15 protein-coding genes are annotated in these 23,849 nt (G+C 57.7%); 11 read left to right on the forward strand and 4 right to left on the reverse strand.

Features of this window, described 5'->3' with window-relative positions:
- Positions 1 to 141 precede the first annotated feature (141 nt).
- Both PSR62_RS21925 and PSR62_RS21930 read left to right on the forward strand, forming a co-directional pair.
- Positions 142 to 2,664 carry a DUF1592 domain-containing protein gene (locus PSR62_RS21925; RefSeq protein ID WP_274405107.1) on the forward strand — a complete coding sequence of 841 codons (2,523 nt, stop codon included), beginning with the start codon at positions 142 to 144 and terminating at the stop codon, positions 2,662 to 2,664.
- Between the two features lie 53 nt (positions 2,665 to 2,717).
- Positions 2,718 to 4,031 (forward strand): DUF1552 domain-containing protein, encoded by a 1,314-nt coding sequence (locus PSR62_RS21930; protein ID WP_274405108.1) that lies wholly within the window; start codon positions 2,718 to 2,720, stop codon positions 4,029 to 4,031.
- A gap of 285 nt (positions 4,032 to 4,316) precedes the next feature.
- Here the strand turns inward: PSR62_RS21930 and PSR62_RS21935 are convergent, their stop codons facing one another.
- Positions 4,317 to 5,732, reverse strand: a complete 1,416-nt coding sequence (locus PSR62_RS21935; RefSeq protein WP_274405109.1) for a glucose-6-phosphate isomerase — start codon at positions 5,730 to 5,732, stop codon at positions 4,317 to 4,319.
- A gap of 296 nt (positions 5,733 to 6,028) precedes the next feature.
- Here PSR62_RS21935 and PSR62_RS21940 point away from each other — a divergent pair, with 296 nt between their 5' ends.
- On the forward strand, positions 6,029 to 6,418 hold the full coding sequence (locus tag PSR62_RS21940) for a hypothetical protein (protein ID WP_274405110.1): 390 nt from the start codon (positions 6,029 to 6,031) through the stop codon (positions 6,416 to 6,418).
- A 241-nt stretch (positions 6,419 to 6,659) separates the two neighbouring features.
- Here PSR62_RS21940 and PSR62_RS21945 read toward each other — a convergent pair whose 3' ends face one another.
- Both PSR62_RS21945 and PSR62_RS21950 read right to left on the reverse strand, forming a co-directional pair.
- Positions 6,660 to 8,948, reverse strand: a complete 2,289-nt coding sequence (locus PSR62_RS21945; RefSeq protein WP_274405111.1) for a hypothetical protein — start codon at positions 8,946 to 8,948, stop codon at positions 6,660 to 6,662.
- A gap of 150 nt (positions 8,949 to 9,098) precedes the next feature.
- Complete coding sequence (locus PSR62_RS21950; protein ID WP_274405112.1) at positions 9,099 to 10,556, reverse strand: sulfatase family protein; 1,458 nt, start codon at positions 10,554 to 10,556, stop codon at positions 9,099 to 9,101.
- Positions 10,557 to 10,668: 112 nt separating this feature from the next.
- Here PSR62_RS21950 and PSR62_RS21955 point away from each other — a divergent pair, with 112 nt between their 5' ends.
- Entirely contained in the window at positions 10,669 to 12,222 is a 1,554-nt protein-coding gene (locus PSR62_RS21955) for a sulfatase family protein (RefSeq protein WP_274405113.1), read from the forward strand.
- 12 nt (positions 12,223 to 12,234) lie between these two features.
- Here the strand turns inward: PSR62_RS21955 and trpD are convergent, their stop codons facing one another.
- Positions 12,235 to 13,263: an anthranilate phosphoribosyltransferase gene (gene trpD, locus PSR62_RS21960; protein ID WP_274405114.1), complete on the reverse strand. Its 1,029-nt coding sequence runs from the start codon at positions 13,261 to 13,263 to the stop codon at positions 12,235 to 12,237.
- A 355-nt stretch (positions 13,264 to 13,618) separates the two neighbouring features.
- Here trpD and PSR62_RS21965 point away from each other — a divergent pair, with 355 nt between their 5' ends.
- The 7 genes from PSR62_RS21965 (at position 13,619) to PSR62_RS21995 (ending at position 23,718) form a co-directional block, all read left to right on the forward strand.
- Positions 13,619 to 14,563 carry a nucleoside hydrolase gene (locus PSR62_RS21965; protein ID WP_274405115.1) on the forward strand — a complete coding sequence of 315 codons (945 nt, stop codon included), beginning with the start codon at positions 13,619 to 13,621 and terminating at the stop codon, positions 14,561 to 14,563.
- Between the two features lie 14 nt (positions 14,564 to 14,577).
- Positions 14,578 to 15,639 carry an EamA family transporter gene (locus tag PSR62_RS21970; RefSeq protein WP_443217319.1) on the forward strand — a complete coding sequence of 354 codons (1,062 nt, stop codon included), beginning with the start codon at positions 14,578 to 14,580 and terminating at the stop codon, positions 15,637 to 15,639.
- A 180-nt stretch (positions 15,640 to 15,819) separates the two neighbouring features.
- Positions 15,820 to 16,938 carry a serine/threonine-protein kinase gene (locus tag PSR62_RS21975; protein WP_047815268.1) on the forward strand — a complete coding sequence of 373 codons (1,119 nt, stop codon included), beginning with the start codon at positions 15,820 to 15,822 and terminating at the stop codon, positions 16,936 to 16,938.
- Between the two features lie 49 nt (positions 16,939 to 16,987).
- On the forward strand, positions 16,988 to 17,788 hold the full coding sequence (locus PSR62_RS21980) for an inositol monophosphatase family protein (protein WP_274405117.1): 801 nt from the start codon (positions 16,988 to 16,990) through the stop codon (positions 17,786 to 17,788).
- The gene (locus tag PSR62_RS21985; RefSeq protein WP_274405118.1) at positions 17,785 to 18,378 is read left to right on the forward strand and encodes a flavin reductase family protein; all 594 of its coding nucleotides are present in this window, start codon (positions 17,785 to 17,787) and stop codon (positions 18,376 to 18,378) included. The genes PSR62_RS21980 and PSR62_RS21985 overlap by 4 nt, the downstream gene beginning before the upstream one ends.
- Positions 18,379 to 18,550: 172 nt before the next feature.
- The gene (locus PSR62_RS21990) at positions 18,551 to 22,165 is read left to right on the forward strand and encodes a PSD1 and planctomycete cytochrome C domain-containing protein (RefSeq protein WP_274405119.1); all 3,615 of its coding nucleotides are present in this window, start codon (positions 18,551 to 18,553) and stop codon (positions 22,163 to 22,165) included.
- Entirely contained in the window at positions 22,162 to 23,718 is a 1,557-nt protein-coding gene (locus tag PSR62_RS21995) for a DUF1501 domain-containing protein (protein ID WP_274405120.1), read from the forward strand. Before PSR62_RS21990 ends, PSR62_RS21995 begins: the two co-directional genes overlap by 4 nt.
- Positions 23,719 to 23,849 lie beyond the last annotated feature (131 nt).

Here is a 23,849-nt window from a genome sequence, read left to right on the forward strand (position 1 = left end):
CATTGGCCCAACGCTCAACGGCGCCGTGTGTTCAGGCGTCCATGGTCACAGTGCGGGCATTGCAATTTGCCATGCCCCTTGCAGGTGGGACGAAACACCGTGACTCGCACGCCCGCGAAGTCGATGGACTAAAATCCTGACATGAGCAAGCCAACTACGACCCGTTCGGCCACAATTGCCCGCCGCTTTCGATGGACGTCCCCGGCTTCGCTGGTTCCGCCGATTGCGGTGTTGGCGGCTGTGGTGGTTGCGGTCTCGGCCGGGCGGTCGGCGAAATCTGACGCTGCTGAACCCACCCCGGTTTCTGCGTCCCCAATCCTGGCGTTCTTGCAAACCCATTGCCGGGACTGCCACGCCGACGGGGCATCCGAAGGTGGTCTCGACCTGGACACACTGGGGCAAACGATCACGGGAGCGGCTGATTTGGCCGCTTGGGTCCGCATTCACGATCGCGTCCAAGCGGGCGAGATGCCGCCGCCCGATGCCACCACGCTCAACGCGTCCGACCGCTCCGATTTCACAACCGCGTTGGCCGCTCCGCTGACGCAACACCACGCTGCCGAAAAAGGCACCGTCCTGCGTCGGCTGAACCGGCGTGAATACGAGAACACGCTCAATGATTTGTTCGGCACCGCAGTCGAACTGGAAACGCTGTTGCCGGCCGATGGACGCAGCCACGAATTCGACAACGTGGGAGAGGCACTGGGGATCTCGATGGTCCACCTGGAACGCTACCTCGATGCCGCCGACCTGGTGCTGGACACCGCGATTGCGAAGACAGCCGAATCGCCTGAGACGCACACAATCGAGACTCACTACGCCGAAACACGCGAAGCCGAAACGCATTTGGGAAAGGTGTGGAAACAACTCGACGATGGTTCGGTCGTCTTCTACCAAGACTTCGGCTATCCCGATGGCATGCTTCGGACCACTAGCATCCCTGAATCCGGACGCTACCGAATTTCGATCACCGGGTACGCTCATCAAACGGACGAGAAGATTCCGTTTTATGTCGGTGCCAAAAGCTTCGCACGCGGGAGCGAACGGCCAACACTGGGTTACTTCGACATGCCACCGCTCGGTCCAAACGGCGAGATGACCACCATCGAGCTGACCGCGGACCTGGAATATCGCTACATGCTGAACATCATTCCGTATGGCTTGGTGGTTCGCGATTACCACATTCGCAATGAAGGCGTGGACGGCTACACCGGCCCGGGTCTGGCGATCGCGAAGGTGCGTGTCGAAGGTCCCCTGCATGAGGAATTCCCTTCGCGCGGCCATCGTTTGATTTTCGACGGCTGGCAACGCAACGAGATCATGCCCACCCCGCCATCGAAGCGGGAAAAGTCGTGGTACAAACCCGAGTTTGAACTGACCAGCGACAACGTCGCCGAATCCCTGCGAGGCACTCTGCAACGTGTCGGCTCGACCGTCATGAGACGTCCGGTCACCGACGTTGAGTTGCTGCCTTACATCAATCTCTTTCATGCGGAGCAGGAGCGTGATGCGTCCACCGAAGAAGCGTTGCGAACCGCCGTCGCGGCAATCCTCTGCTCGCCAGACTTTCTTTACTTGCGTGAACCCGCCGGCAAGCTGGACGACCATGCGCTCGCGACTCGGTTGTCATATTTTTTTCATCGCACCACGCCCGATGCAGACTTGCTGCGCGCGGCGGAACAACACGAACTGACCCAATCCACGGAATCATTGCTGCAGCACGCGAAACGATTGATTGGCGATCCACGGTTCGATCGATTCGTGATCGACTTCACCGACGCTTGGTTGAACCTGCGTGACATCGATCAAACCAGCCCCGATCAAAAGCTGTTTCCGGAATACGACCGGTATCTGCGTGACAGCATGCTGGAGGAAACGCGGCAGTTCTTTGCGACCTTGATTCGTGAAAATTTGCCGGTCACGAATTTGGTGAAATCCGACTTCGCCATGTTGAACCTGCGACTGGCAGACCACTACGGCATCGAAGGAGTTGACCACGCTGACATCCGCCGCGTGCCACTTCCCAATGACTCCGTCCGTGGCGGATTGCTTGGACAAGCGAGCGTGTTGAAAGTGACCGCCAACGGAACGAACACGTCGCCAGTCGTTCGCGGCGTGTGGGTGACCGAACGTTTGCTAGGAGTCCATCCCGCCCCGCCTCCGCCAGGCATCTCCGGCGTCGAACCCGACATTCGCGGAGCCGCAACTCTGCGTCAGCTTCTCGATCAGCATCGAAACGAAGAGTCTTGCCGTGCCTGCCACGCGTTGATTGATCCACCGGGGTTCGCACTCGAAAGTTTCAATCCCATCGGCGGCTGGCGTGATCGTTACCGCAGCCTGGGCGAAGGTGAACGAATCGACTTGCGTGTCAACAACCGGCGTGTGCAATACCGCTTGGGGTTGCCAGTTGATTCCAGCGGAACGTTGCCATCGGGGGAGTCCTTCGAAGGCTTTGAAGCATTTCGAGAATGCCTTCTCGAAAACCCTGATCAACTGGCGAAGTCACTGATTACCAAGTGGCTGACGTTTGCGACCGGTCGCGAAATGGGCTTCTCCGATCGCGAAGAAATTGAATCCCTGACGCGCCAATCCGCACGACGCGGCCATCGGCTTCGCAGCATGCTGGCCCTGGTCGTCGCCAGCAAAATATTTCGAACCAAGTAGTCGTCCCTCCCCACAATCCCAACACCACTCTCACCATCCCTCAAGAGAACGCCATGTTGATCCCATCTCGGCCGATGTCTCGCCGGCGTCTGTTGCGATCCGCGGGTGGTGCTGCGTTGGCATTGCCGTTTCTGGAAGCAATGGGACCAACGCTCGGCCAACGAGTCCTGGGAAGTGACCAAGCCTCGGGTGTGGAATCGACTCCCAAACGGTTCGTCGCCATCTGCGCGTCGTTGGGATTTCACCGGGATCACTTGTTTCCCCCATCCACCGGTCGCGACTACGCGGTCACGCCTTACCTGGAAAAGGTCCAACGACACCGTGAGGACTTCAGCCTGTTCTCCGGACTGTCTCACCCCGAACAAAATGGCAACAACGGTCATGCGTCGGAACTGACGTGGCTGACGGCAGCGCGGCGTCCTGGATTGGCCGGTTTTCGCAACACGATCTCGCTGGATCAACTGATCGCCAATCAAATCGGGCTGAAGACACGCTTTCCGTTTTTGGCGCTGACGACAGGCGGCCAATCGCTGTCCTGGACTTCCAGCGGCGTCGAGATTCCCGCCCAGCACTCGCCTAGCAAACTTTTCACGGCGATGTTCGTCGACGGCAAACCGCATGAAGTCGAGGCGGACCTCGATCGCCTTCGACGCGGACGCAGCGTTCTCGACACGGTCGGGGCACGAGCCGATTCGCTCAAACGAGAACTCGGAATTCGTGACCAACGGAAACTGGACGAATACTTGCTCTCAGTCCGCGACTTGGAATCCCGTCTGCAGCAGTCCGAGGGCTGGGTCCGGCGTCCCAAACCGGCTGTCGATGAGCAACCACTGTCCGACATCAACGACAAAGCTCTCGCGATTGAGCGACAGAAATTGATGTACCGGACGATTGCCTTGGCACTGCAGACCGACTCCACACGAACGATCACGTTTCAATTGGCCGGCCTGAATTCCGTCCCGCAAATCCCAGGCGTCCAGAGTGATTGGCACGGGTTGTCGCATCACGGCAAAGACCCGGAGAAGATCGCCGAACTGAAGCGAATCGAAGCGGCGGAATGGGAAGCCTTTGGGGAATTCCTCGACCAACTGAAAGCAATCCAAGAAGACGGCCAACCACTGCTCGATCACACCGCCGTGATGTTTGGATCCAACCTCGGCAACGCCAGCGCCCACGACTGGCGAAACCTGCCCATCTTGCTGGCCGGCGGCGGTTACCGTCACGGTGAGTACGTGGCCCATGACGCGGCGAACAACACGCCTCTCTGCAACCTGTACGTCGACCTCGCTCAACGCATGGGAGTCGAGACCGACGCCTTTGGATCCAGCACCGCAGCCGGCATCACCGGCCTGGAATCCACCATGTAACGGAGGACGCAATGGAGTGGACGAAGCAATGCGTCCATCCCGTATTCACCATCCAACCAAATCCAAGGAGCCATCCCCTTCGAGCAAGAAGGGCGTGCAGTTTTTTGATTCCGATTTTCGGCAGATTTCCACACGGCGCACCTCTCCCGAAACGAAGGAGGGTGAATTCAACCTTGCGAGCACTGCGTTTGCAAACCGGCACGACCTCGAAACCCAACGGGCGTGACTCGGAACCTGTCGCACGGTGGTCCCCCACCGTGACACTTCACTACATCAATTCAGAACTCAGCGACCGAGGTTCTTGTTCATGTTGGTCTTGTACTGTTCCACACCGGGTTGCCCGTAGGGATTGATGCCCAGCAAGCGACCTTCGATCACGGTTGCGATCATCAGCATTTGGAACAACTGCCCCAGCACATGCGTGTCGATCTGTGGCAGGATGATGTCGGTCGTGGGACGTCCATCGGCATGCAACGCATCGTTGGTTCCTTTGATCGCAGCCGCCATGATGTCGGGCAGCGTTTTTTCAGAGATGTCGTTGAGTGTGTCTTGATTGCGCTGCGATTGACCAACCGCCAACGAATCCGTCCGTTGCGATTCCACGATCACATTGTTGAAGACTTTGTCGTTGCGACCTTGTTGGTGCTGCTGGTGACGACTGTGCAAGTCGCGGGTGTTCAGTGTTGTCAGTGGCGTGACCCCCTTGCCGTCTTTGCCGTTGGATTCGGCCAGCAATTGGTCGTACCACATGCCCACCGACTCCAGAGCCTTGCTCCACACGCTCATCACGCGAATCGATTTGTCGCGATGTTGTGACAGCAGGTGGTTCACGGCGACGTACTGCATCACCACGTTGTCGGCGTAGTCGGCGGTCTTGAAGTGCTCGTTCATTGCCACGGCACCTTCCAGCAACTTCATGCAGTCCAAACCAAGGAATGCTGCTGGGACCAATCCAACGGGCGACAGAACGCTGAACCGGCCGCCGACTCCATCGGGCACGGTGAAGATTTCATCGCAGCCAATGGCGGTAGCCAAATCATGCAACTTGCCGCTTTCACCGGTCACCGGAACGACCAAACGCGACAACCATTCCTCGGACTCCGCCCCGAGTTCCGATTCCAGATTGGCCAAGAACTGTCGGAATGCGACGGCGGTTTCCATCGTTCCGCCACTCTTGCTGATCACAATGATCGCGTGCCGTTTCTCAGCATCGCTGTCAGCATAACCGCCTGCTCGAACGCGTTGCAGCAGCGAATCCGAGGCGTCGTTGTCGACATTGTTGCCCTCGAAATACATCCGCGGTTTGCTGCCTCGAGCGGCGCGGCTCATTTCGTTGTGATACGGATCACAGCAGGCCTCCATCATCGCTCGAGCACCCATGTAGGACCCGCCAATGCCCAAAACCACGGCCGCGTCAATTTGATCATGCAACCCGTTGGCGACCTTGAAAATCCGTCCCAACTCCGAGGCTTCGCGTTCTTTCGAGTAGGCCTCCAACATTTCCTCCGGCAACCAAAAGAACCGCGCATCCAGTGGCTGCTTGTCAGCGGGAATGTCGCCCGATTCGTATTGCTTTTGATCGGTTTCGACCATCTCAGTGCGAAGGGTTTCCATCTGGCCCTTCAACGAATCGATTTGCGACTGTGTGATCCCGTAGTCGTCGTTGATCGATCCGGAAGCGTCGAAACGGAGCAAGCTCATGATGGGGTCCGTGAAGAAAAAAGGAGAGGAATCTCGAATGGTTGAACAGGCTGGAATGACACCGCAGTGCCCACGAGCGACGATGATACTGGATCGCTCGTCGCTGGGCAGGGTGCGAGAGATTCCCACCCCGTCGCACACGATCATGGCCACGCGAAAAGAAAACGCTTGCGAGCACCCTGCGCCGAGAAGTAACATGGACAGCAGGCGGAGAAACAATCGCGAATGCGATTTGAGTCTGCCGCCACTTATCTTTTGGCAATTGCCTTTCATTTATTCTGGCGAGTCACTTCGAGATGATTCACTACACATGTGATCGATGTCGACAAGAAATTGACCCCACACAAAGCTCTCGATACACCATTGCGATCGAGGTTCAAAAGTTGGAAGAGGAATGGAACGACGACGAAGCCGTCGATCACTTGGACGCTCTTCACCAAGCGATTGAGGCCGATGAAGCAGAAGACGACCTGGTCGAAATGATCGACCACGATCCTGCGTTGCCACGCAACGAAAGCGACCCAGCATGCTTCGCGGACGCGACCGTCGAACTGCACGACGCTCCCATTTCAACCGGCGAAGTTGTCACGCAAACGTTCGACTTGTGCGAATCTTGCTACCGTCGCTACCGCAGCAACCCGCTGGGCCGCGAACGCAATTTGAAGATGCACTTCAGCAACAACTGAAATGAGTGGCGGTTTTGCTCCACTCCCAAATGGGCGCTGCGAAAAACCGCGTGAACAACAAGTGACGTAGCGGTATTGGGCGCGAGCCCTCCGGTTCCTCACCGGCCGACTTGCGCAGCACCGCTAAGCAGGTAGGCAGGTGTCATCGGGTATGTGAACCGCTTGGCGTTAGCCACGGTTCCCACGCACAACCGGGGCGAACGCCCAAACGGCTCACGGGATGAAATCCAATCGTTCCTGCCTACCTGCTAAATGGGTCGTCGCTCCCGCCCGTGGCGGGCGTGGCCGACTCAGCCGGCAACACCGTCGACATGCCTTCGGGGATCAAGTCCGTGTCGATGACAAACGCCTTCAATCCCGACAAGGCGGATGGCAATTCGCGATCCATGCCAAGCTCATCGACCAACTCTCGCCGCTGCTTCGCGAGCTCTTGCATTCGTTGTTCACACTGAGCCATCCGGTTTTCCAGTTTCAGCAACTCGGTTTGATAACGCTGGATCACTTCCCGCGGGAAGGCACTGCTGCCGCGTTGACGAGTCAACTGATTGGACACACGCTCGAGTTCGGTCACCAAGTGCTTGCGAAGATCCAGCAAACCTTCCAGTGTGCGATCGGTCTCGTTGAGCTCACGACGATCCGCCAAAATCCCTTGCAGCGTCTCAAGCTGGGCGGGCTCCCATTTGGCTTCCGCGATCCAGCGTTCCAAGGTGTCCAACGAAATCTCGCCCCAGCGATTGGGATCGTCCGCTGAGTGTTGCTCCAGGATCACCATTTCGCGGGAACCACCATCGGCCAGCTTGAATCGCAGGCGATGCCAGGCCTCCGTCTTTTCAACCTCGATGTCTTTGGCTTGCAATGCCTGCAACTCGAACGGTGCCGGCGGCAACGGGATCTCTAGGATCACGTTTCGCTCCTCTCCCGAACGATTCAGAATGTCGTACTGGGTCTCGCGCTGATGCCGTGTCTGGATCGTGATCCGGTGCAACTTGGGATCGATTTGTATCGATTGTTGCTCCGAAGTGGTTTTGACCGGATGTGTCGTGACCCGAACGCCACCGTCCATTGCATACCCCACCAATCGCTTGACGGAAGGTGCCAGATCCGGAAGCACGACTTCGCCGAGAATGGATCGCATTTGATCGCCCGCTAGAACACTGCCGGGTCCCGAGGGCAACAATGCGGGAGTGTTGTTCTCGATCTCGAGGCACAACAACGTTGCCGTCGGATGATAGGACGGGCGATAGACCGAAACGTCGGCGACCGAGACGGGATCGATCAGCGTGTCCAACAACGCGGTCTTTCCGTTTTTCAAGGCAACGGAATCAAACTGCAATTCCAAGGTGCTGCCGGCGGGAGCGTCCGAGGTTTCGCTCAGCACTTGGTTCAGTGAACTGCCGTAACCGGAATCGCTTGCGAACAGATCCGCAGACACGTTTCCACTTGCACGGCCAGGCATCGCTCCAAACGATCCGCCTCCCATGCCGCCTCCCCCCATGCCCATGCCTCCCATTCCCATGGAACCGTCCATGCCAATCGTTTCCTCTGGCATCATTGAAAGTGCCACTTCGTTGTCGGCATAGGCTCGGCCCAGCGATTCGCTGAACTGTGGTGCCATCGCCACCTGTCGAGATGGACGCTGCAGTTGTTCCAGCCTGGCGCGCAGGACCGAACGCAGATCCATCGTGAACAGGACAGGGCTGCCGTCGATCAAATTCAACTCAACACCTTCCCAATCGATCCCCGACGTGTTTTCAACGATGCTGCGATGAATCAGCTGATCGCCTTCGACCCGGTAGCTGACTTTCCACATTGGCACCGAACGCATCAGACCGATCGTGACCTCACGCTCAGGCCCATCGCCAAACACAAATTCGACCGCATGGGTGGCGAGCTCCGCAGGGCGAGACTCCTGTTCCAACGCCTCCCGCAACCGTGACTGAAAGCCCTGGTCCACGGCATCAATCGAAGCAAAGTCGTCCACCCACATCGAACTCAGTCCCGTCTCGGTCAACACAGTCATGACTTCGCGTTCGAGCCGTTGCTCATCAACGATCTCCGTGCGTTGCTCCACTGCGACCAGCGTGCCCTCCACCTTCTTGCCCGAATGTTCCGTCGCGACGATGCGTTGGCCCTTCATCGAAACCAACAGATCCCCCAGCGTTCGCGTGTTGGGGAATGTTTGGGGTGGCTGCACCGGATCCGGTGGCGAAACCATTCGAATCTGACTCGCGGCCGCTGATGGGTCCAAGACACGAGAGACACGGATGGCCTCGTTCAGCTCAAACTCGCCGACCTCGACTCGGAAGACTCCGGGGCCAGTGATCGTGCCGCGATATTCGAACCAGCCTTTCCCGGCGGCATGCAGTGTGACCGACCGGAGCGGCAGCTCGACATCCGGAGCGACCTTCTTCCCGGGAAGCGGAACAGACGGCTCGGAAGACCGCTCATTCAGCGCTTGAGCCGACAGCGGAAACGCAACAAGACACATCAACGAACCCAACAGGGCTCGTTTCCCAAAGAAGCCATGCATGACTGATTCCCAGAAGAGTCGTCGAAAAGCACGGACTGCGTCGACCAACGCCAACGCACCCCACCTCGATTCTAAACCGAGGCAAGCAGCGAAACGCCAAGAGGACAACGAATCAGAATCGATTTTCTTGGGGACTTCTTCGTTCAGAAATCAGCTTCCACCATTCGACTCGGACGCCGCTTCGCGTTTCAGCTCTTGGAATCGAGCCCGCATGGCGGCCAGTCGATCCGCATGCGCGGGATCGTTGACCAAGTCATTTTCCTCGTGCGGGTCGTCCGCAATGTGGAACAACTGTTCGCGATCAAATTCGGGCCAGTAGAAGTACTTCCAATCCTTTTGCACCAAGGCTTCCGAGGTCGGAATGAAATTCTTGTCCCGGATCGTGGGGTGTTCGTAGAAGAACTCGTCCCGCCATTCGTCTTGATCGTCATCGTTGACGCCGTACAAAACCGACATGTCACGGCCCTGCATGGATTCCGGCACCCCGGCACCAACGGCCTTCAAAATGGTCGGTGCCAAATCAACGCTCAGCGTGAAATCGTCGTTGGTCGAACCGTGTTTGTCAGCGGACATCCGTGGGTCACGAATGATCAACGGCACCCGAATGCTCTCTTGATGGGGGTACCACTTGTCCGCCAACCCGTGTTCCGCGTGGTAGTAACCATTGTCGGTGGTGAAGATGACCAACGTGTTGTCGAGCACGCCTTGCGATTCCAGCTCTTTCAAAATTCGCCCGCAAGTGGAGTCAACTTCCGTGGCCAGACGGTAGTAGTTCTTCATCATGATCTGATACTTCTCGGGCGTGTCGAAACGCCAGTGATAGCGATTGCGTCCTTCGTTGCCTTCATTGGCGACGAACTCGGGCAAGCGATGAAAGGATTCATCCGTCGCATTGGCTGGCACGGGAACTTCGACATCCTGATAAAGCTGCATGCTTTCCGGTTGCGGCAAAAACTGCTGCGGATGCCCGTCCTCAGCGTGTGTCGCAAAGAAAGCCACGGTCAAACAAAACGGCTGGTCCTTGGGACGATTGCCCAGGAACTCCAAGGCATCGTTTTCGTTCCGCTGCGTCACGTGCACCTTCGATCCATCGGGCATTTTGAACCAGTGCTTGCCATAATAAGACCGGCCAAAATCGAAGTTCTCACCGGGAAACTTTCCGTTGTGCCATTTGCCAACGTGCCCGACGTAGTACCCGTTGTCTCGCAAGACACCAGGATAGGTTTGCTGCCAAGGTGTTTTGAACGGCTTGAAGCCATCGCAACCATGCGAGGACATCCATTGCCCGGTGAACAAACAAGCTCGACTGACACCGCAAATCGACGTCGTCACGCAGTTCTGAGTGAATCGCATTCCCTCACCAGCCAATGCGTCCAATGTCGGAGTCTTCACCACGGGGTTGCCTGCGACCCCCAGCGTGTCGTGACGCCAATCGTCGGCGTACAAAACCACCACATTCATCGGAGAATCCGTGGCTTTCGCGGAAGCCTCCGGGGCATTTTCAGCGGCGGAGGCCTGACTTCCAACGAACAAAGCGGCAAAAACGCTCAAGCAAAACGCTGGCGAAACGAGACGGAACCAAACCTTTCGGAACCAACTTGCAATCATGATGTTTCAAACAGGAGGGAGTTTTCTTGGTGGTGAAGACCACAGCGGTGGCCGGCCCAGATAGAGTAACAGCTTTTCACAATGAAACTGCACTTTTGCGGCGAGAACTTCCATGCGTCTCCAGTCCACTTTGCGATTCCCATTGGGCCGACTCCTGCTCGTTCTCCTCGGCTCGGCCCTGGCTGCTTCCTCGTCGCTGGCGGAAACCAAACCGCATCCCAACGTCCTGATTCTGTATACCGACGACCTTGGTTACGGCGACCTGAATGTGCAGAACGCCGACTCCAAAATCCCCACGCCGCACTTGGATCAATTGGCTCGCCAAGGCATGCGTTTCACCGACGGTCATTCGTCCTCGGGAATCTGCACTCCCAGCCGATACGCTCTGTTGACCGGCCGTCATCACTGGCGTGACTTCCATGGCATCGTCAATGCGTTTGGCAAGTCCGTCTTCGAACCCGAACAACTGACGCTGCCCGAGATGTTTCAACAACACGGTTATCAAACCGCGGCGATTGGAAAGTGGCACCTGGGATGGGACTGGGACGCGATCAAAAAACCCGATGCCAAACCGTTTGGCAACGGTCGCAAGAAGGGCTGGGGCCCCGAAGCATTTGATTGGTCGCAATCGATTCCGGATGGTCCGCTGGCTCACGGTTTTGATTCGTACTTCGGTGACACGGTGATCAACTTCCCACCGTATTGCTGGATCGAAAATGACAAAGTCGTGAAAGCTCCCGACACGATCATGGACACATCGAAGTGGAAACCGATCAAAGAGGGCAACTGGGAATGCCGTCCCGGTCCCATGACATCGGACTGGGATCCGTATCAAAACATTCCGACCACCACCCAGCGCGGCGTGCAGTTCATCCGGTCACAAAGCGAAAGCGACCAACCATTCTTTCTGTACTTTGCATTCCCAGCCCCCCACGCCCCGATCATCCCCAACGACGAGTTCGATGGACGCTCCGGCGCGGGCCCCTACGGCGACTACGTCTGCGAAACTGACGATGCCTGCGGCAAACTGCTGCGTGCACTGAAAGAATCGGGACAAAGTGAAAACACGATTGTGATTTTCTCCGCTGACAACGGCCCCGAGAAATACGCTTACGCTCGCGACGAAAAATTCGATCACTGGTCGTCGCATCCGTTCCGTGGTTTGAAACGCGATCTCTACGAAGGCGGCCACCACGTCCCGTTTGTCATTCACTGGCCTGGGGTCACGCCTGCCGGCTCAACCTGCGACGCATTGGTGTCACAAGTCGACGTGTTCGCGACGATGGCGGACATGCTCGGCCATTCCATCCCGGACGGACAAGCCAAAGACTCTCGCAGTTTGATGCCGCTGTTGAAACAACCCAACCAGCCACACCGTCAGTCGCTGGTCCAGAACACTCGCACCGACGAATACGCGCTGCGAGATGGCAAGTGGTTGTTGATCGATGCCAAAAGCGGCTACGTCAGCGCCCGGAATCAAGGCTGGGAATCACGACGGCAAATCCCCGCTGACGACAACCAACCGCATGAACTGTACGACTTGTCCGTCGACATCGGCCAAAGCGAGAACGTCGCCAGCGACCATCCCGAAATCGTCGAGCGAATGAAGGCGTTGCTGCAAACGATTCGCGAAGACGGCTATCCCGAAGAGAGCTCGGCCAAATAGCCAACCGCCGTTTCACTCGGCAAGCTGTTTCAGTTTGTCTTGGGCCGCACCGGAATCGATCGCGTCCGCTGCCAAACGCACGCCTTCCGCGAGAGACGAGGCTCGCCCGACAAGACACAGAGCCGCGGCACAACCTGCCAGCACCGTGTCGCGTTGCGGCCCAGGACTGCCCGCGAAGAGGTTGCGAATGATCTCCGCTGACTCCGGCGGGTCGGCAGCGGCCAGGGCGTTTTGATGCACGGGGGTCAAACCAAAATCAGCCGGCGTCCAAGTGTGGTTCTGCTGAGTGCCGGAGGCCACTTCGATGCAAGATGTGGCACCGTCGAGCGACACTTCGTCTTGCCCATCCTCGGCGTGCAAAACATAGCTTCGCTGCGTGTCCAGTTCTGCAAGCGCCGCTGCAATCTTGGCTTGAGTCTCAGGAGCGGCGGTGCCGAGCAATTGATGCGTCGCCCCCGCCGGATTGCAAAGCGGTCCGAGCAAGTTAAACAGTGTCGGCACAGCAAGCTGGCGCCGAACCGACACCACGTGCCGCATCGCGGGGTGCAACTTGGCTGCGAAGCAAAAACAGATGCCGATGTCATTGAGTCGGCGGGACACCTGATCCGGTTCGGATTCGATTTTGACGCCCAAGCATTCCAGCACATCGGCCGAGCCTGTCTTGCTGGTCGCACGGCGATTGCCATGCTTGGCCACCGCGACACCGCACGCCGCGGCTAAAATCGCCACCGCAGTGGAGATATTGAACGTCCCAGATCCGCTGCCGCCCGTGCCGCACGTATCAAGCAACACGTCATGGTCGTGATCGATTCGAGTCATGTGCTTTCGCATCGCTCTCGCCGCACCGACCAATTCGCTGACCGCCTCGCCCTTTTCACGCAGGGCCAGCAACAATTGCCCGACCTGCTCCTCGTTCGCCGCACCTTGCAGCATCGCGTCGATCAAGCCACCGGTTTGCTCCGCCGACAAATCATTGCCACCGCGAGCGAGGTCGATGGCATCCGAAAAGGAGAGCGAAGGATCAGTCGAAAAATCAGTCATCAGCCTGGCAAAACAAGAGCATCAAAGCGTGCTTTCGCAACGCGACTTGGGAGGGAACGCCCAAGTGTAGTCTGTCGCCACGATTCGAAGCGAGCCAGCATGCTTCCAGAGCCCCCCGGCGTCACTCATTGAGCGTTTGCACACGACGCAGAATCTCATCGCGATTGATTGGGCGAGTCTCCGCCGGAAACGCGTAGAAACTCAGGTACCAATCTGGTGAGTGGGGCTCGCCAGTGGAAAATATTTCTCCCACGTTGCCTCATCGTACCCATTCCCACTCCGCTCCGACGCGAATCGGTGAGGGATTTCGACAAGGGTCTCGCCCGGCCACCTGGAAGATCCTAGACTGAATGTCATGACTAGAAAGATCATCATCGACTGCGACCCCGGAATCGACGACGCCATTGCTTTGACGATGGCTCTGTTTGATCCTCGACTCGACGTTGTCGCGATCACACCGACCGCGGGAACCGTTGATGCCGCTCAGGCGAACATCAATGCAATGGGAATCGTCACCCTGTTGGACCCTGCCCGGTACCCACAACTGGGAACCGCGATCGCGCCCAGTGATCCACCAATGCAGGACGACAGTCACCTGAACGGGCCCGATGGCTTGGGGGGAATCAACTTTCCATCCGCGACTCGTCAAAACGATCATTCCAGTGACAAGCTGATGGCCGACTTGATTCGTCGCCATCCGGACGAAATCACCATCGTCTGCTTGGGACCGCTGACCAACTTGGCACGTCTTTGCAGAATGGATCCGGCCGTCCTGCCCTTGATCGACAAAGTGGTCATCAGCGGCGGAGCGGTCTCGCACTGCGGCAACGCGAGCGCGGTGTCCGAGATGAACTTCTTCTTTGATCCCTCCAGCGCCAAACAGGTCCTGGCATCGGCAACGACCAAGAGTTTGGTTCCATTGGATGTGACGGACGCGGTCACCTTTGGCGTGGACTTGCTCGAAAAACTGCCCCCCATCAGCACGCGTGCGGGAGCCTTGCTCCATAAAATCCTGCCCTACAAATTCCGTGTCTCGCATCAAAAACTGGGTCGCGAAGTCATTCCATTGCAAGACGCCACCACGTTGATCTCCGTCATCGAACCCGAGATGTTCCAGTGGGATGAGATGGCTGGCGACGTGGAAGTCAACGGCGACCTGACGCGTGGCATGACGGTCTTCGATCGCCGCTTGCGTCCGGAATGGAGTGTCAACATGGAAGTGGCTCGGCGAGCCAGCACATCCGACGTTCGGGATGCCATCGTGCGAGGCATTCGCTACGCCGGCCAACAAACCCGCTAGGTCAACATCCGCACATGGAATGGATGTTGATGGCTTTGGTGTCCGCTGCTTTGCTCGGGGTCTATGACCTGGCAAAAAAGTTGGCGGCCCGCGACAACGCGGTGCCGATGGTCCTGTTCGCCAGCGCCTGTGTCGCCACGTCGATTTGGGGGCCGCTGTTGATCGCTCAACAATTCGTGGGCGACGCCTTTCCAATTGAGTTCCTCCAAGTTCAACCGCTGACCTGGACCGACCACGGCAAACTTCTGGCCAAAAGCGTGTTGGTGGGAGCTTCGTGGACACTGGCACTGTTCGCGCTCAAACATTTGCCGCTGTCCATTGCCGCGCCGATCCGGTCGACCAGCCCGGTCTGGACGATTGCCATCGCAATTGGTGTTCTGGGCGAACGCCCGAACCACCTGCAGTGGACCGGCATCGCAATCGTGGTCGCTTCGTTCTGGCTGTTCTCCACGCTGGGCAAATTTGAAGGCATCGGCTTTGCGACCAATCGCTGGGTCGGCTGCATGTTGTTGGCCACGCTGCTGGGTTCGTTCAGCTCGATTTACGACAAATACCTGCTGCAAGGCGGCCGTTACAGTCCCGCGACGGTTCAGGCCTGGTTCACGATTTACATGCTTCCTGTGATGACACCCCTGGCTCTGCATTGGTGGATCTTCCAGCGTGGGAAGGCAACACGCTCAGAAGAAATTTCTCCGACCGCCCCGGTGGGCTCAAATGCCGGCAATCATGCGGCGGAATTGAATTCTTCGAAAGTTTTTGAAAAACTGGAGACAAAACGCTCTCCCGAGGCCCCTTTCTCCAAGGGAACCATCGGCACTCGGTCTGCGTCTCAATTTGAGTTCCGAACGGCGGTTTGGTGCATCAGCCCCCTGCTCCTGGCGGCAGACATGGTCTATTTCACCGCGATGGCGAACCCCGAAGCATTGGTTTCTGTCATTTCGACGCTGCGGAGATGCAGCGTCGTTGTCGCGTTGGTATTGGGCGCATCACGATTGGGTGAGGTGAATCTTCGTCGAAAAGCATTTTGTGTGGCGGGCATCCTATTGGGTGCAGCCATGATTCTGTTGGGAAAGTAGACCGTACGATCATCCTGATCGGTACATTCACCCCCCCTGTTATTTTTTAGCGTTCGACGAAACTGCAATCCTGAGTCAAGATAGACTTTGACGCTTAATGTAAAGCGTCCCAGCAACCCACCTGTCAGTTGCTGGTTTACGTTTGGTGACATGGAAGCCGCCGCGACGGTTAAGAATGGTATGCCTGCAACCACACGCTACGAACCTGTTCCGACGATCACTTATCTCGGAGAACAATCCAGCCAATGCGATCCTAAACTGGTATCGCGTTACGATGAACTGACGCGTCGTCGGAAGATGAACTGGACTGGCCACTACAACCTTCGCCGGATGTTGGGCCGTGGCGGACAAGGCGAGGTCTACTTGACCGAGCATCGAGGCACCGACGGATTCACCGTTCCCGTTGCCATGAAGATCTTCTCGCCCGAGCGATTCCCGGACGCTCGGTCGTACGACGAAGCGATGCAACGAATCGCCTCAATCGCCGCTCGGATCGCCTTGATCCAGCATGACAATCTGCTGGACGTTCAAAACTTTTTTGAACGCGATCGCATCCGCGTGATGCTGATGGAATGGGTCGACGGATACGATCTCCGGCAACTGGTCATGCCCAAATGCCTGGAATTGCTGCGTGATCACATCACGCCCAAGCGGTGGAAATACATCAACGATGTGATCATCACCGAAGGCCCTGAACAATCTCGTTTCAAACCCGGCGTCGCCGTCGCCATCGTTCGCGAATGCTTGGCTGCGTTGGCGGCGCTGCACCGCGACGGCATCGTTCACGGGGATGTCAAACCCGCGAACATCATGCTCAAACGCAGTGGGCACGCGAAACTGATCGACATGGGATCGTCGATCGATTATCGCAACCCACCCAAGGACCGCGAATGCACACCGCTGTACGCAGCCCCCGAAGTGCTGGATAACCTCGATGCAACGCCCCGCAGTGACTTGGCCAGCGTCGGCTACGTGTTGGTGGAACTGTTGTCCGGATTCAACCCGTTCAACAACACCAAGAACTTGGGCGAATTGCTGCAAGCCAAACGCGAACTGCCAATGAATCTGGAACGGATTCTGCCCGAAGAAGTTCTGCGAAATGCTTTGTTGATGAATTTCTTGCGTGGACTGATCGCCCCCGATCCGACCCTGCGATTCATCAGTGCGGAAGCAGCGGAACACGTCGAACAGGGTGCCGCGGCATTCCATCGCCAGCTCATCATTGGCAATATGTCGACAGAATACGACAATGACATTCGTTTGTGGTTGGAAGAGCTTCGCCGGTTGGAAAACGACTGACGGCTTCCGACCCTTCGGACCGCCTCCAACCAACCCCAAGACAGACTGCATGGACACTGCCCATTTGAGGCTGGCCGTTGACGCGGCGCGCGCCGGAGCCGCTGAATTGATGTCACGACGCATCGATCGCGTCGTCAGCGAGAAGGCTCCCAAAGACCTGGTCACCGACGCCGACCTCGCGTCGCAAAAAGCGATCCGCGAAATGCTGACCCAGGCCTACCCGGAATACGCCTTTGTTGGCGAGGAGGAAGGCGAAAACGATCCGCCCGCCAACGTGCGTGCTGGGGATCCCGACGCTCCCCCGTGCTGGGTCGTCGATCCCCTGGACGGAACGATCAATTTCGTCCATCGACTGCAAAGCTTCGCTGTTTCAATCGGCTTGTACGCCGCGGGCAAAATGCGTTTGGGGGTCATCTATGATCCCACGCGAGATGAAATGTTCACCGCGATCGATGGACAAGGCGCCCACTGCAACGGACAAAAAATGTCCGCCAGCGGATGCACGAAGATGGATGAAAGTTTGGTTGCCTGCAGCTTTCGAGCGGGTGTGACGGCGGATTCACCGGAGGTCACTCGGTTCGTGAAGGTGCTCGAAAAATGTCGTTCGCTGCGACGTTTGGGTTCATGCGCGCTGAACATGTGCTACGTCGCTGATGGACGACTGGATGGTTACTGGGCCACCAACGTCGCCGCCTGGGACTCCGCTGCCGGAACCGTCATCGCTCGTGAATCGGGGGCCATCCTGGAAGGCTATGGCGGCGCGGAATTCGATGATTGGAATCCCAAGTTCTGCGTGTCGGCCACACCGCAACTGCAGTCGCTTCTGACCCAGCAATTGAGCGACACATGATCATCGATCCCAATGATGTTTCGATCAGCGCGGTCTATGAATCCATGGTCGCGTTGATCACGCCTCGCCCGATTGCCTGGGTCTCGACCCTGTCGCCGGACGGTGTTGCGAACCTCGCTCCGTACAGTTTCTTCGGTGGTGTTGGTGCCAACCCGCCGACGGTGATGTTTTGTCCGGTCAATCGCTTGGACGGAACCGCCAAGGACACGCTCGCCAATGTTCGCGCGAACGGCCAGTTCGTGGTGAACGTTGTCACGGAGGAATTTGCGGAATCAATGAAAAAAACGGCGGCGGACGTGCGGCCCGATGAAGACGAATTCGTCCTGACCGGTTTGCAAAAGGCACCTTCGGTCAAAGTCGATGTGCCTCGCGTTGCCGATGTGGTCGCCGCGATGGAATGTGAAATGTTGACGTCCATGCAATTGGGCCCCGGCCGGGGAGGTGCCAACCTGGTTGTCGGACGCATCGTCTCCTTCTACGTCGCAGATTCCGTGACAGGAAAGAATGGATTGCCAGATCCCGAAAGAATTTTCACGATTGGTCGAATGGGTGGCCCGAGATACACACGGACTCGGGACCGCTTCGAATGAAGCCCCTGCCGCTCAACGAGGGCGTTTTCGTGCGTCCTAGCCGGCTGGTCGAAAGAAAAAAAACGAAAAACGACCGCACAATGCTCCAAGTCTATTGGTTTGGAGCATCATCGCGTTGGTAGTAAGATGGACCGTCCCGCCCACCCCACCTTCCTCCTGCCTGGGTTCCTCGATGATTTGGAACGTCTTCGCGTCCTGTCGCACCTTTGGATGGATCGCCGCCTCGCTGTTCCTCGCAAGCTCAGTGTTGGCCGAAGAACCCACCCAACCTGCCAAGATCGATTTCGGCCGCGACATTCGCCCGATCCTTTCGGACAACTGCTTCGCCTGCCACGGTCCGGACGAGCACGACCGAAAAGCCGGTGTGCGATTGGATTCCGCCGAGGGGATCGCGGATGTCATCGATCAAGATGACTGGCAGGAGAGCTTGCTGATCGAACGGATTTCGACCGACGATTCCGACATTATCATGCCGCCAACGGCTTTTCACAAACCGTTGTCGCCCGAACAAATCAAACTGCTCAAACAATGGGTCTCCGAAGGAGCGGTTTACGCTTCGCACTGGGCGTTCACGCCGCCTCGCCGCCACGAACTGCCCTCGACCATGGGCCAAGACGATGCGGCCGCTGACAGAGATCGAATCGACCAATGGATCGATGTCGAACTGCAATCCTTGGGACTGTCCTCGGCCGGAACCGCCGATCGCAGAACACTTGCCCGTCGCGTTTCACTCGACCTGACCGGATTGCCGCCAACACTGGAACGAGTCGAAGCTTTTGTCGCTGATTCATCCCCCGAAGCCTACGAAAACTACATCGAAGAACTGCTCGCTTCGCCTGACTATGGCGAACACATGGCTCGGTTTTGGTTGGACCTGGTTCGCTATGGCGACACCCACGGGTTGCACTTGGATAACTATCGCGAAATGTGGCCGTATCGCGACTGGGTGATCGATGCCTTCAATCAAAACCTGTCGTTTGATCAGTTCATCACACGGCAACTCGCGGGCGATCTGTTGCCCGAAACCGACGAAGCGGAATCGCTGAGCAACAAGATCGCCAGTGGTTTCAACCGGTTGAATGTGACGACCAACGAAGGTGGTTCAATCTACGACGAAGTCTTCGCTCGCAACGTCATCGATCGCACGGATTCGTTCGGCACCATCTTCCTTGGCTTGACCACCGGATGCTCCGTCTGCCACGACCACAAATTCGATCCGATCACCCAGAAAGATTACTTCGCGCTGTCCGCATTTTTCAATTCGCTCGACGGGCGAGCGATGGACGGCAACAAAAAGGATCATGCCCCTGTGATCCGCGTTCCCTCCGCCGAACAATCGGCTGAACTGACGCAACTGGCGTCCGACATTGCGGACTTGGATCAGGAGATGGCGGGTCCCTTGCCAGAAGTGGATGTCGCTCAACTTCAGTGGCAACAATCCCTGGCATCCTCCGAAGAATCGGTTCACGCGAACTTGATGCCCAGCGAAGTCACCACAAAGAACCAGGGCAAGTTCAAACAGAACGAAGATGGATCGGTCGAGTGGGACGGCATGCCGCCCGCCAAAGACGTGATGCAAATCGTCTCGCCGCTGCCCCCGGGGACCTGGCGAATGTTGCAACTGCACGCGAGAACGGATGAGGAACACCCACGCGTCGGCACGGCTTCCAACCAAAACGCGGTGCTCAGCGAAATCAAAATCGAAACGCGACCCAACGATCAATCTCACTGGACCGAAATTCCAATTCGTTCCGCCAAAGCCACCCGCGAACAATCCGGTGACGGATTCGCGGTGACCAAAGCGATTGATGGCAAGATCGATGCCACGACCGGTTGGGCCGTCGGCGGTCACGAAGCCACGGGCGACCGAACGGCTTGGTTCGTGATCCCCGCCACGGAAGCCCCCGGCTCGGAAAAAGAGAGCGGGCAAATCCGGGTTTCGTTGCACTACGAATCCGTGCACGTTGCCCACATGCTTCGTCAGGTTGCTCTCTCGCTGCATTCCTCCACGAATCAATTGCCAGCTGACCAACGCGTCGTCCTGGCTGACTCGCACTTGATCGGCCCTCTGAAAATCGAGAGTGTCGGAAAGGGATTGAGCGAGACGTTCGCGGGCGAGAACAAGAACGAATTTGCCCCCGCTCAATCGATCACTCGTGACGATCACGAATACCAGTGGCAACCGCGTGCGGACATCGTTTCGATTTTGTCCAACGAACTGCCCACTCTCGATGACTCGCCCAGCGTCTCGGTGCTTCACCAACTCATTCGTTCCCCATCGGACCAATCCGTTGAACTGATGCTCGGAACAGACGACGGCAGTGTTCTGTTTCTGAATGGAAAGGAAATTGCCAAACAAAAACCAGGCAAACGGAAGGACAATGAATTTCAGCCGCTGGCAAATCGCCACACGCTGTCGTTGAAAAAGGGTGACAATCACTTGTTCATCCGGCACGTCAATCGCAACGGGCCAGCAACCTTGACTTACGCGCTCAACTCGCCAACCGTGCAGTTTGCCGAACCGCTGACGGAGCGATTGGCATCGTTGCCAGCCCCCGCCGAGAACGAAGCTTCTCCGAGCGTGGATTGGCGAGCCGCACGCACCTTCTACCGCGAGGTGGTTTGTGATCACCCTCGCTGGACCGCCCTGCATGACATGCGTGACGGCATGGTCGCGATGCAAGAGAAGATCAATCAAAAAGTCCCCACGACGCTGGTTTGGAAAGAAACCTCCAAACCTCGCGACGCGTTCATCTTGGAACGCGGGCTCTACGACGCTCCCGGCGAAAAGGTTGAGCGGGCCGTTCCTGGCTTCTTACCTGAATTCCCGGAAGGTGCCCCCAACGACCGCCTGGGATTGGCTCAGTGGTTGCTTCGCGAGGACCATCCGCTGACCGCTCGCGTCGCCGTCAATCGATTCTGGCAACAACTGTTCGGGCACGGCCTGGTGAAAAGCAGTGAAGACTTCGGCAGCCAAGGACACTTGCCTTCGCACCCAGAATTGCTGGACGAACTCGCCCTCGATTTTCGCGTGAGCGGATGGGACGTGAAGGAGATGATGAAGCGATTGGTGATGACCGAGACCTATCGCCGTGATGCGACAGCGACCCGCCAAATGCTGGCGGTGGACCCCAGCAATCGCTACTTCGCACGTGGCCCGAGATTTCGACTGGATGCGGAAACGCTCCGCGATCAAATGCTTTCCGTCTCCGGATTGCTTGTCAACAAACGCGGCGGACCGAGCGTCAAACCACCTCAGCCGGCTGGGCTTTGGGAAGCGGTGGGTTACACGGACAGTGACACGGCCAACTTCGTGCCCGACGAAGGTGAAAAAACTGTTCGCCGGAGCGTCTACACGTTTTGGAAACGGACCAGTGCCCCTGCGGTGATGTCGACCTTTGACGCACCGAGTCGCGAATCCTGCACCGCACGTCGCGAACGAACCAACACGCCCATGCAAGCCTTGCTGTTGCTCAATGAAACCCAAGCGATGGCGGCAGCGCGAGCCATGGCAGACGAGGTCACCGCCTCACCGACTCCCGATCCATCGGACTGGGACGCGATCTCACGCAAGCGACTTCAATCGGCTTTCCAACGCGTGACCCTGCGGCCGATCGAAACCAACGAACTGCGATCGCTCGAACGCTTGCTGGCCGATTTAACCGAACACTATACGGTCCAACTGGAGGAAGCCCGACTGTTGGTCGGAGCTCCCAATCCTGAACTGGCCGCATGGACCGTCGTGATGAACACCCTTTTGAACCTGGACGAGGTGGTTTGCAAATGAGTCGCTCTGAATTCCCCTGCGAGGACTGGAACGCACTGACACAATCACCTTTGATGTCGTCCGCCCTGCAGCAACGCATGCAGCATCTGACCCGCCGGTCCCTGTTTTCCAACGCCGCGGCGGGACTCGGTGCCGCCGCCCTGGCCTCGATGCCAGGGATGGCTCGCGCCGTCGACAGCCAATCGGTTTCGCTCGACGCACCTCCCGCTGGCCCCTCGGGCTCCGGCGTCCCCGGACAACCTGGATTGCCACACCACGAACCGGCCGCCAAACGAGCGATCTACTTGTTCATGTCGGGTGCCCCCAGCCAAATGGACATGTGGGATCACAAACCACAAATGGCCGATTGGTTTGACAAGGATTTGCCCGAGTCCATTCGGCAAGGCCAACGCTTGACGACGATGACGAGTGGCCAGTCTCGCTTTCCGATTGCGCCCAGCATCTACCAGTTCAGCCCGCACGGTGCCAACGGCACAATGGCCAGCGAACTGATCCCGCACATGGCCAAGAAGGTGGACGAGATCGCCCTGGTCAAATCGATGTACACCGAGGCGATCAATCACGATCCCGCGATCACCTACATCTGCACCGGCAATCAGTTGCCCGGCAAAGCGTCCTTGGGATCGTGGTTGAGCTACGGACTGGGGACCGAAAACGAAGACCTGCCTGCATTTCTGGTGATGACCGCGTCATGGACCGGGCGGAAACAGGCCCAAGCGCTTTACAACCGACTTTGGGGAAGCGGGTACCTGCCCAGCAAGTACCAAGGCGTCGCACTGCGAAGTGCGGGTGACCCAGTGCTGTATCTTTCCAATCCCGCCGGCATCGACCCCGGTGTCAGGCGCCGGATGCTGGACACACTGGAGGAACTCAATCGCAACACGCTCGACCGCTGGCACGATCCTGAAACCGAAGCCCGGATCGCGCAGTACGAAATGGCGTTCAAGATGCAAACCAGCGTTCCTGAACTCACCGACTTGAGCGATGAACCGCAACACGTGCTCGATCTCTACGGTCCCGACGTCACCAACCCTGGCACCTTTGCGAACTGTTGCTTGATGGCACGCCGGATGGCCGAACGGGGTGTTCGCTTCACCCAAATTTTCCATCGTGGCTGGGACCAACACGGGGCCCTGCCGAAGGATCTCCCCAACCAATGCCGCGACACCGATCAGCCTTCCGCGGGTCTACTCACCGACCTGAAGCAGCGAGGATTGCTCGATGACACACTGGTGGTCTGGGGCGGCGAATTTGGCCGCACAATTTACTGCCAGGGTGCGTTGACCAAAACCAACTACGGCCGAGACCACCACCCGAAGTGTTTTTCGATCTGGATGGCCGGCGCCGGCATCAAGCAAGGCGTGGTGCACGGCGAGACGGACGAGTTCAGCTACAACATTGTTCGCGACGGGGTTCACATCCGCGATCTGAACGCCACGATTCTGAACCAGATGGGAATCGATCACGAACGCTTCACCTACCCGTTCCAAGGGCTGGACCAACGTTTGACGGGCGTGGAAGAAGCTCGCGTCGTTCGCGAATTACTCGCTTAGGAACCGTCGAAAAATCAGTGCCAGGCGTCTTTTGCCGGGACGGCCCCTCGGGTGCGGTGCACAGAAGAGGCACGGGAAAATCCTTTCCCGTGCCCTGCTCTGAGTCTACGAAAAAACGAAGCTCGTCGAAC

The organism is Rhodopirellula sp. P2, assembly GCF_028768465.1.
Lineage (GTDB): Bacteria > Planctomycetota > Planctomycetia > Pirellulales > Pirellulaceae > Rhodopirellula.

Coding starts and splice junctions, on each gene's coding strand:
- trpD (WP_274405114.1), bottom strand. CDS start 13,263: ATGACTGATTTTTCGACTGATCCTTCGCTCTCCTTTTCGGATGCCATC.
- PSR62_RS21970 (WP_443217319.1), top strand. CDS start 14,578: ATGGAATGGATGTTGATGGCTTTGGTGTCCGCTGCTTTGCTCGGGGTC.
- PSR62_RS21925 (WP_274405107.1), top strand. CDS start 142: ATGAGCAAGCCAACTACGACCCGTTCGGCCACAATTGCCCGCCGCTTT.
- PSR62_RS21955 (WP_274405113.1), top strand. CDS start 10,669: ATGCGTCTCCAGTCCACTTTGCGATTCCCATTGGGCCGACTCCTGCTC.
- PSR62_RS21975 (WP_047815268.1), top strand. CDS start 15,820: ATGCCTGCAACCACACGCTACGAACCTGTTCCGACGATCACTTATCTC.
- PSR62_RS21930 (WP_274405108.1), top strand. CDS start 2,718: ATGTTGATCCCATCTCGGCCGATGTCTCGCCGGCGTCTGTTGCGATCC.
- PSR62_RS21940 (WP_274405110.1), top strand. CDS start 6,029: ATGATTCACTACACATGTGATCGATGTCGACAAGAAATTGACCCCACA.
- PSR62_RS21935 (WP_274405109.1), bottom strand. CDS start 5,732: ATGAGCTTGCTCCGTTTCGACGCTTCCGGATCGATCAACGACGACTAC.
- PSR62_RS21990 (WP_274405119.1), top strand. CDS start 18,551: ATGATTTGGAACGTCTTCGCGTCCTGTCGCACCTTTGGATGGATCGCC.
- PSR62_RS21945 (WP_274405111.1), bottom strand. CDS start 8,948: ATGCATGGCTTCTTTGGGAAACGAGCCCTGTTGGGTTCGTTGATGTGT.
- PSR62_RS21995 (WP_274405120.1), top strand. CDS start 22,162: ATGAGTCGCTCTGAATTCCCCTGCGAGGACTGGAACGCACTGACACAA.
- PSR62_RS21950 (WP_274405112.1), bottom strand. CDS start 10,556: ATGATTGCAAGTTGGTTCCGAAAGGTTTGGTTCCGTCTCGTTTCGCCA.
- PSR62_RS21965 (WP_274405115.1), top strand. CDS start 13,619: ATGACTAGAAAGATCATCATCGACTGCGACCCCGGAATCGACGACGCC.
- PSR62_RS21980 (WP_274405117.1), top strand. CDS start 16,988: ATGGACACTGCCCATTTGAGGCTGGCCGTTGACGCGGCGCGCGCCGGA.
- PSR62_RS21985 (WP_274405118.1), top strand. CDS start 17,785: ATGATCATCGATCCCAATGATGTTTCGATCAGCGCGGTCTATGAATCC.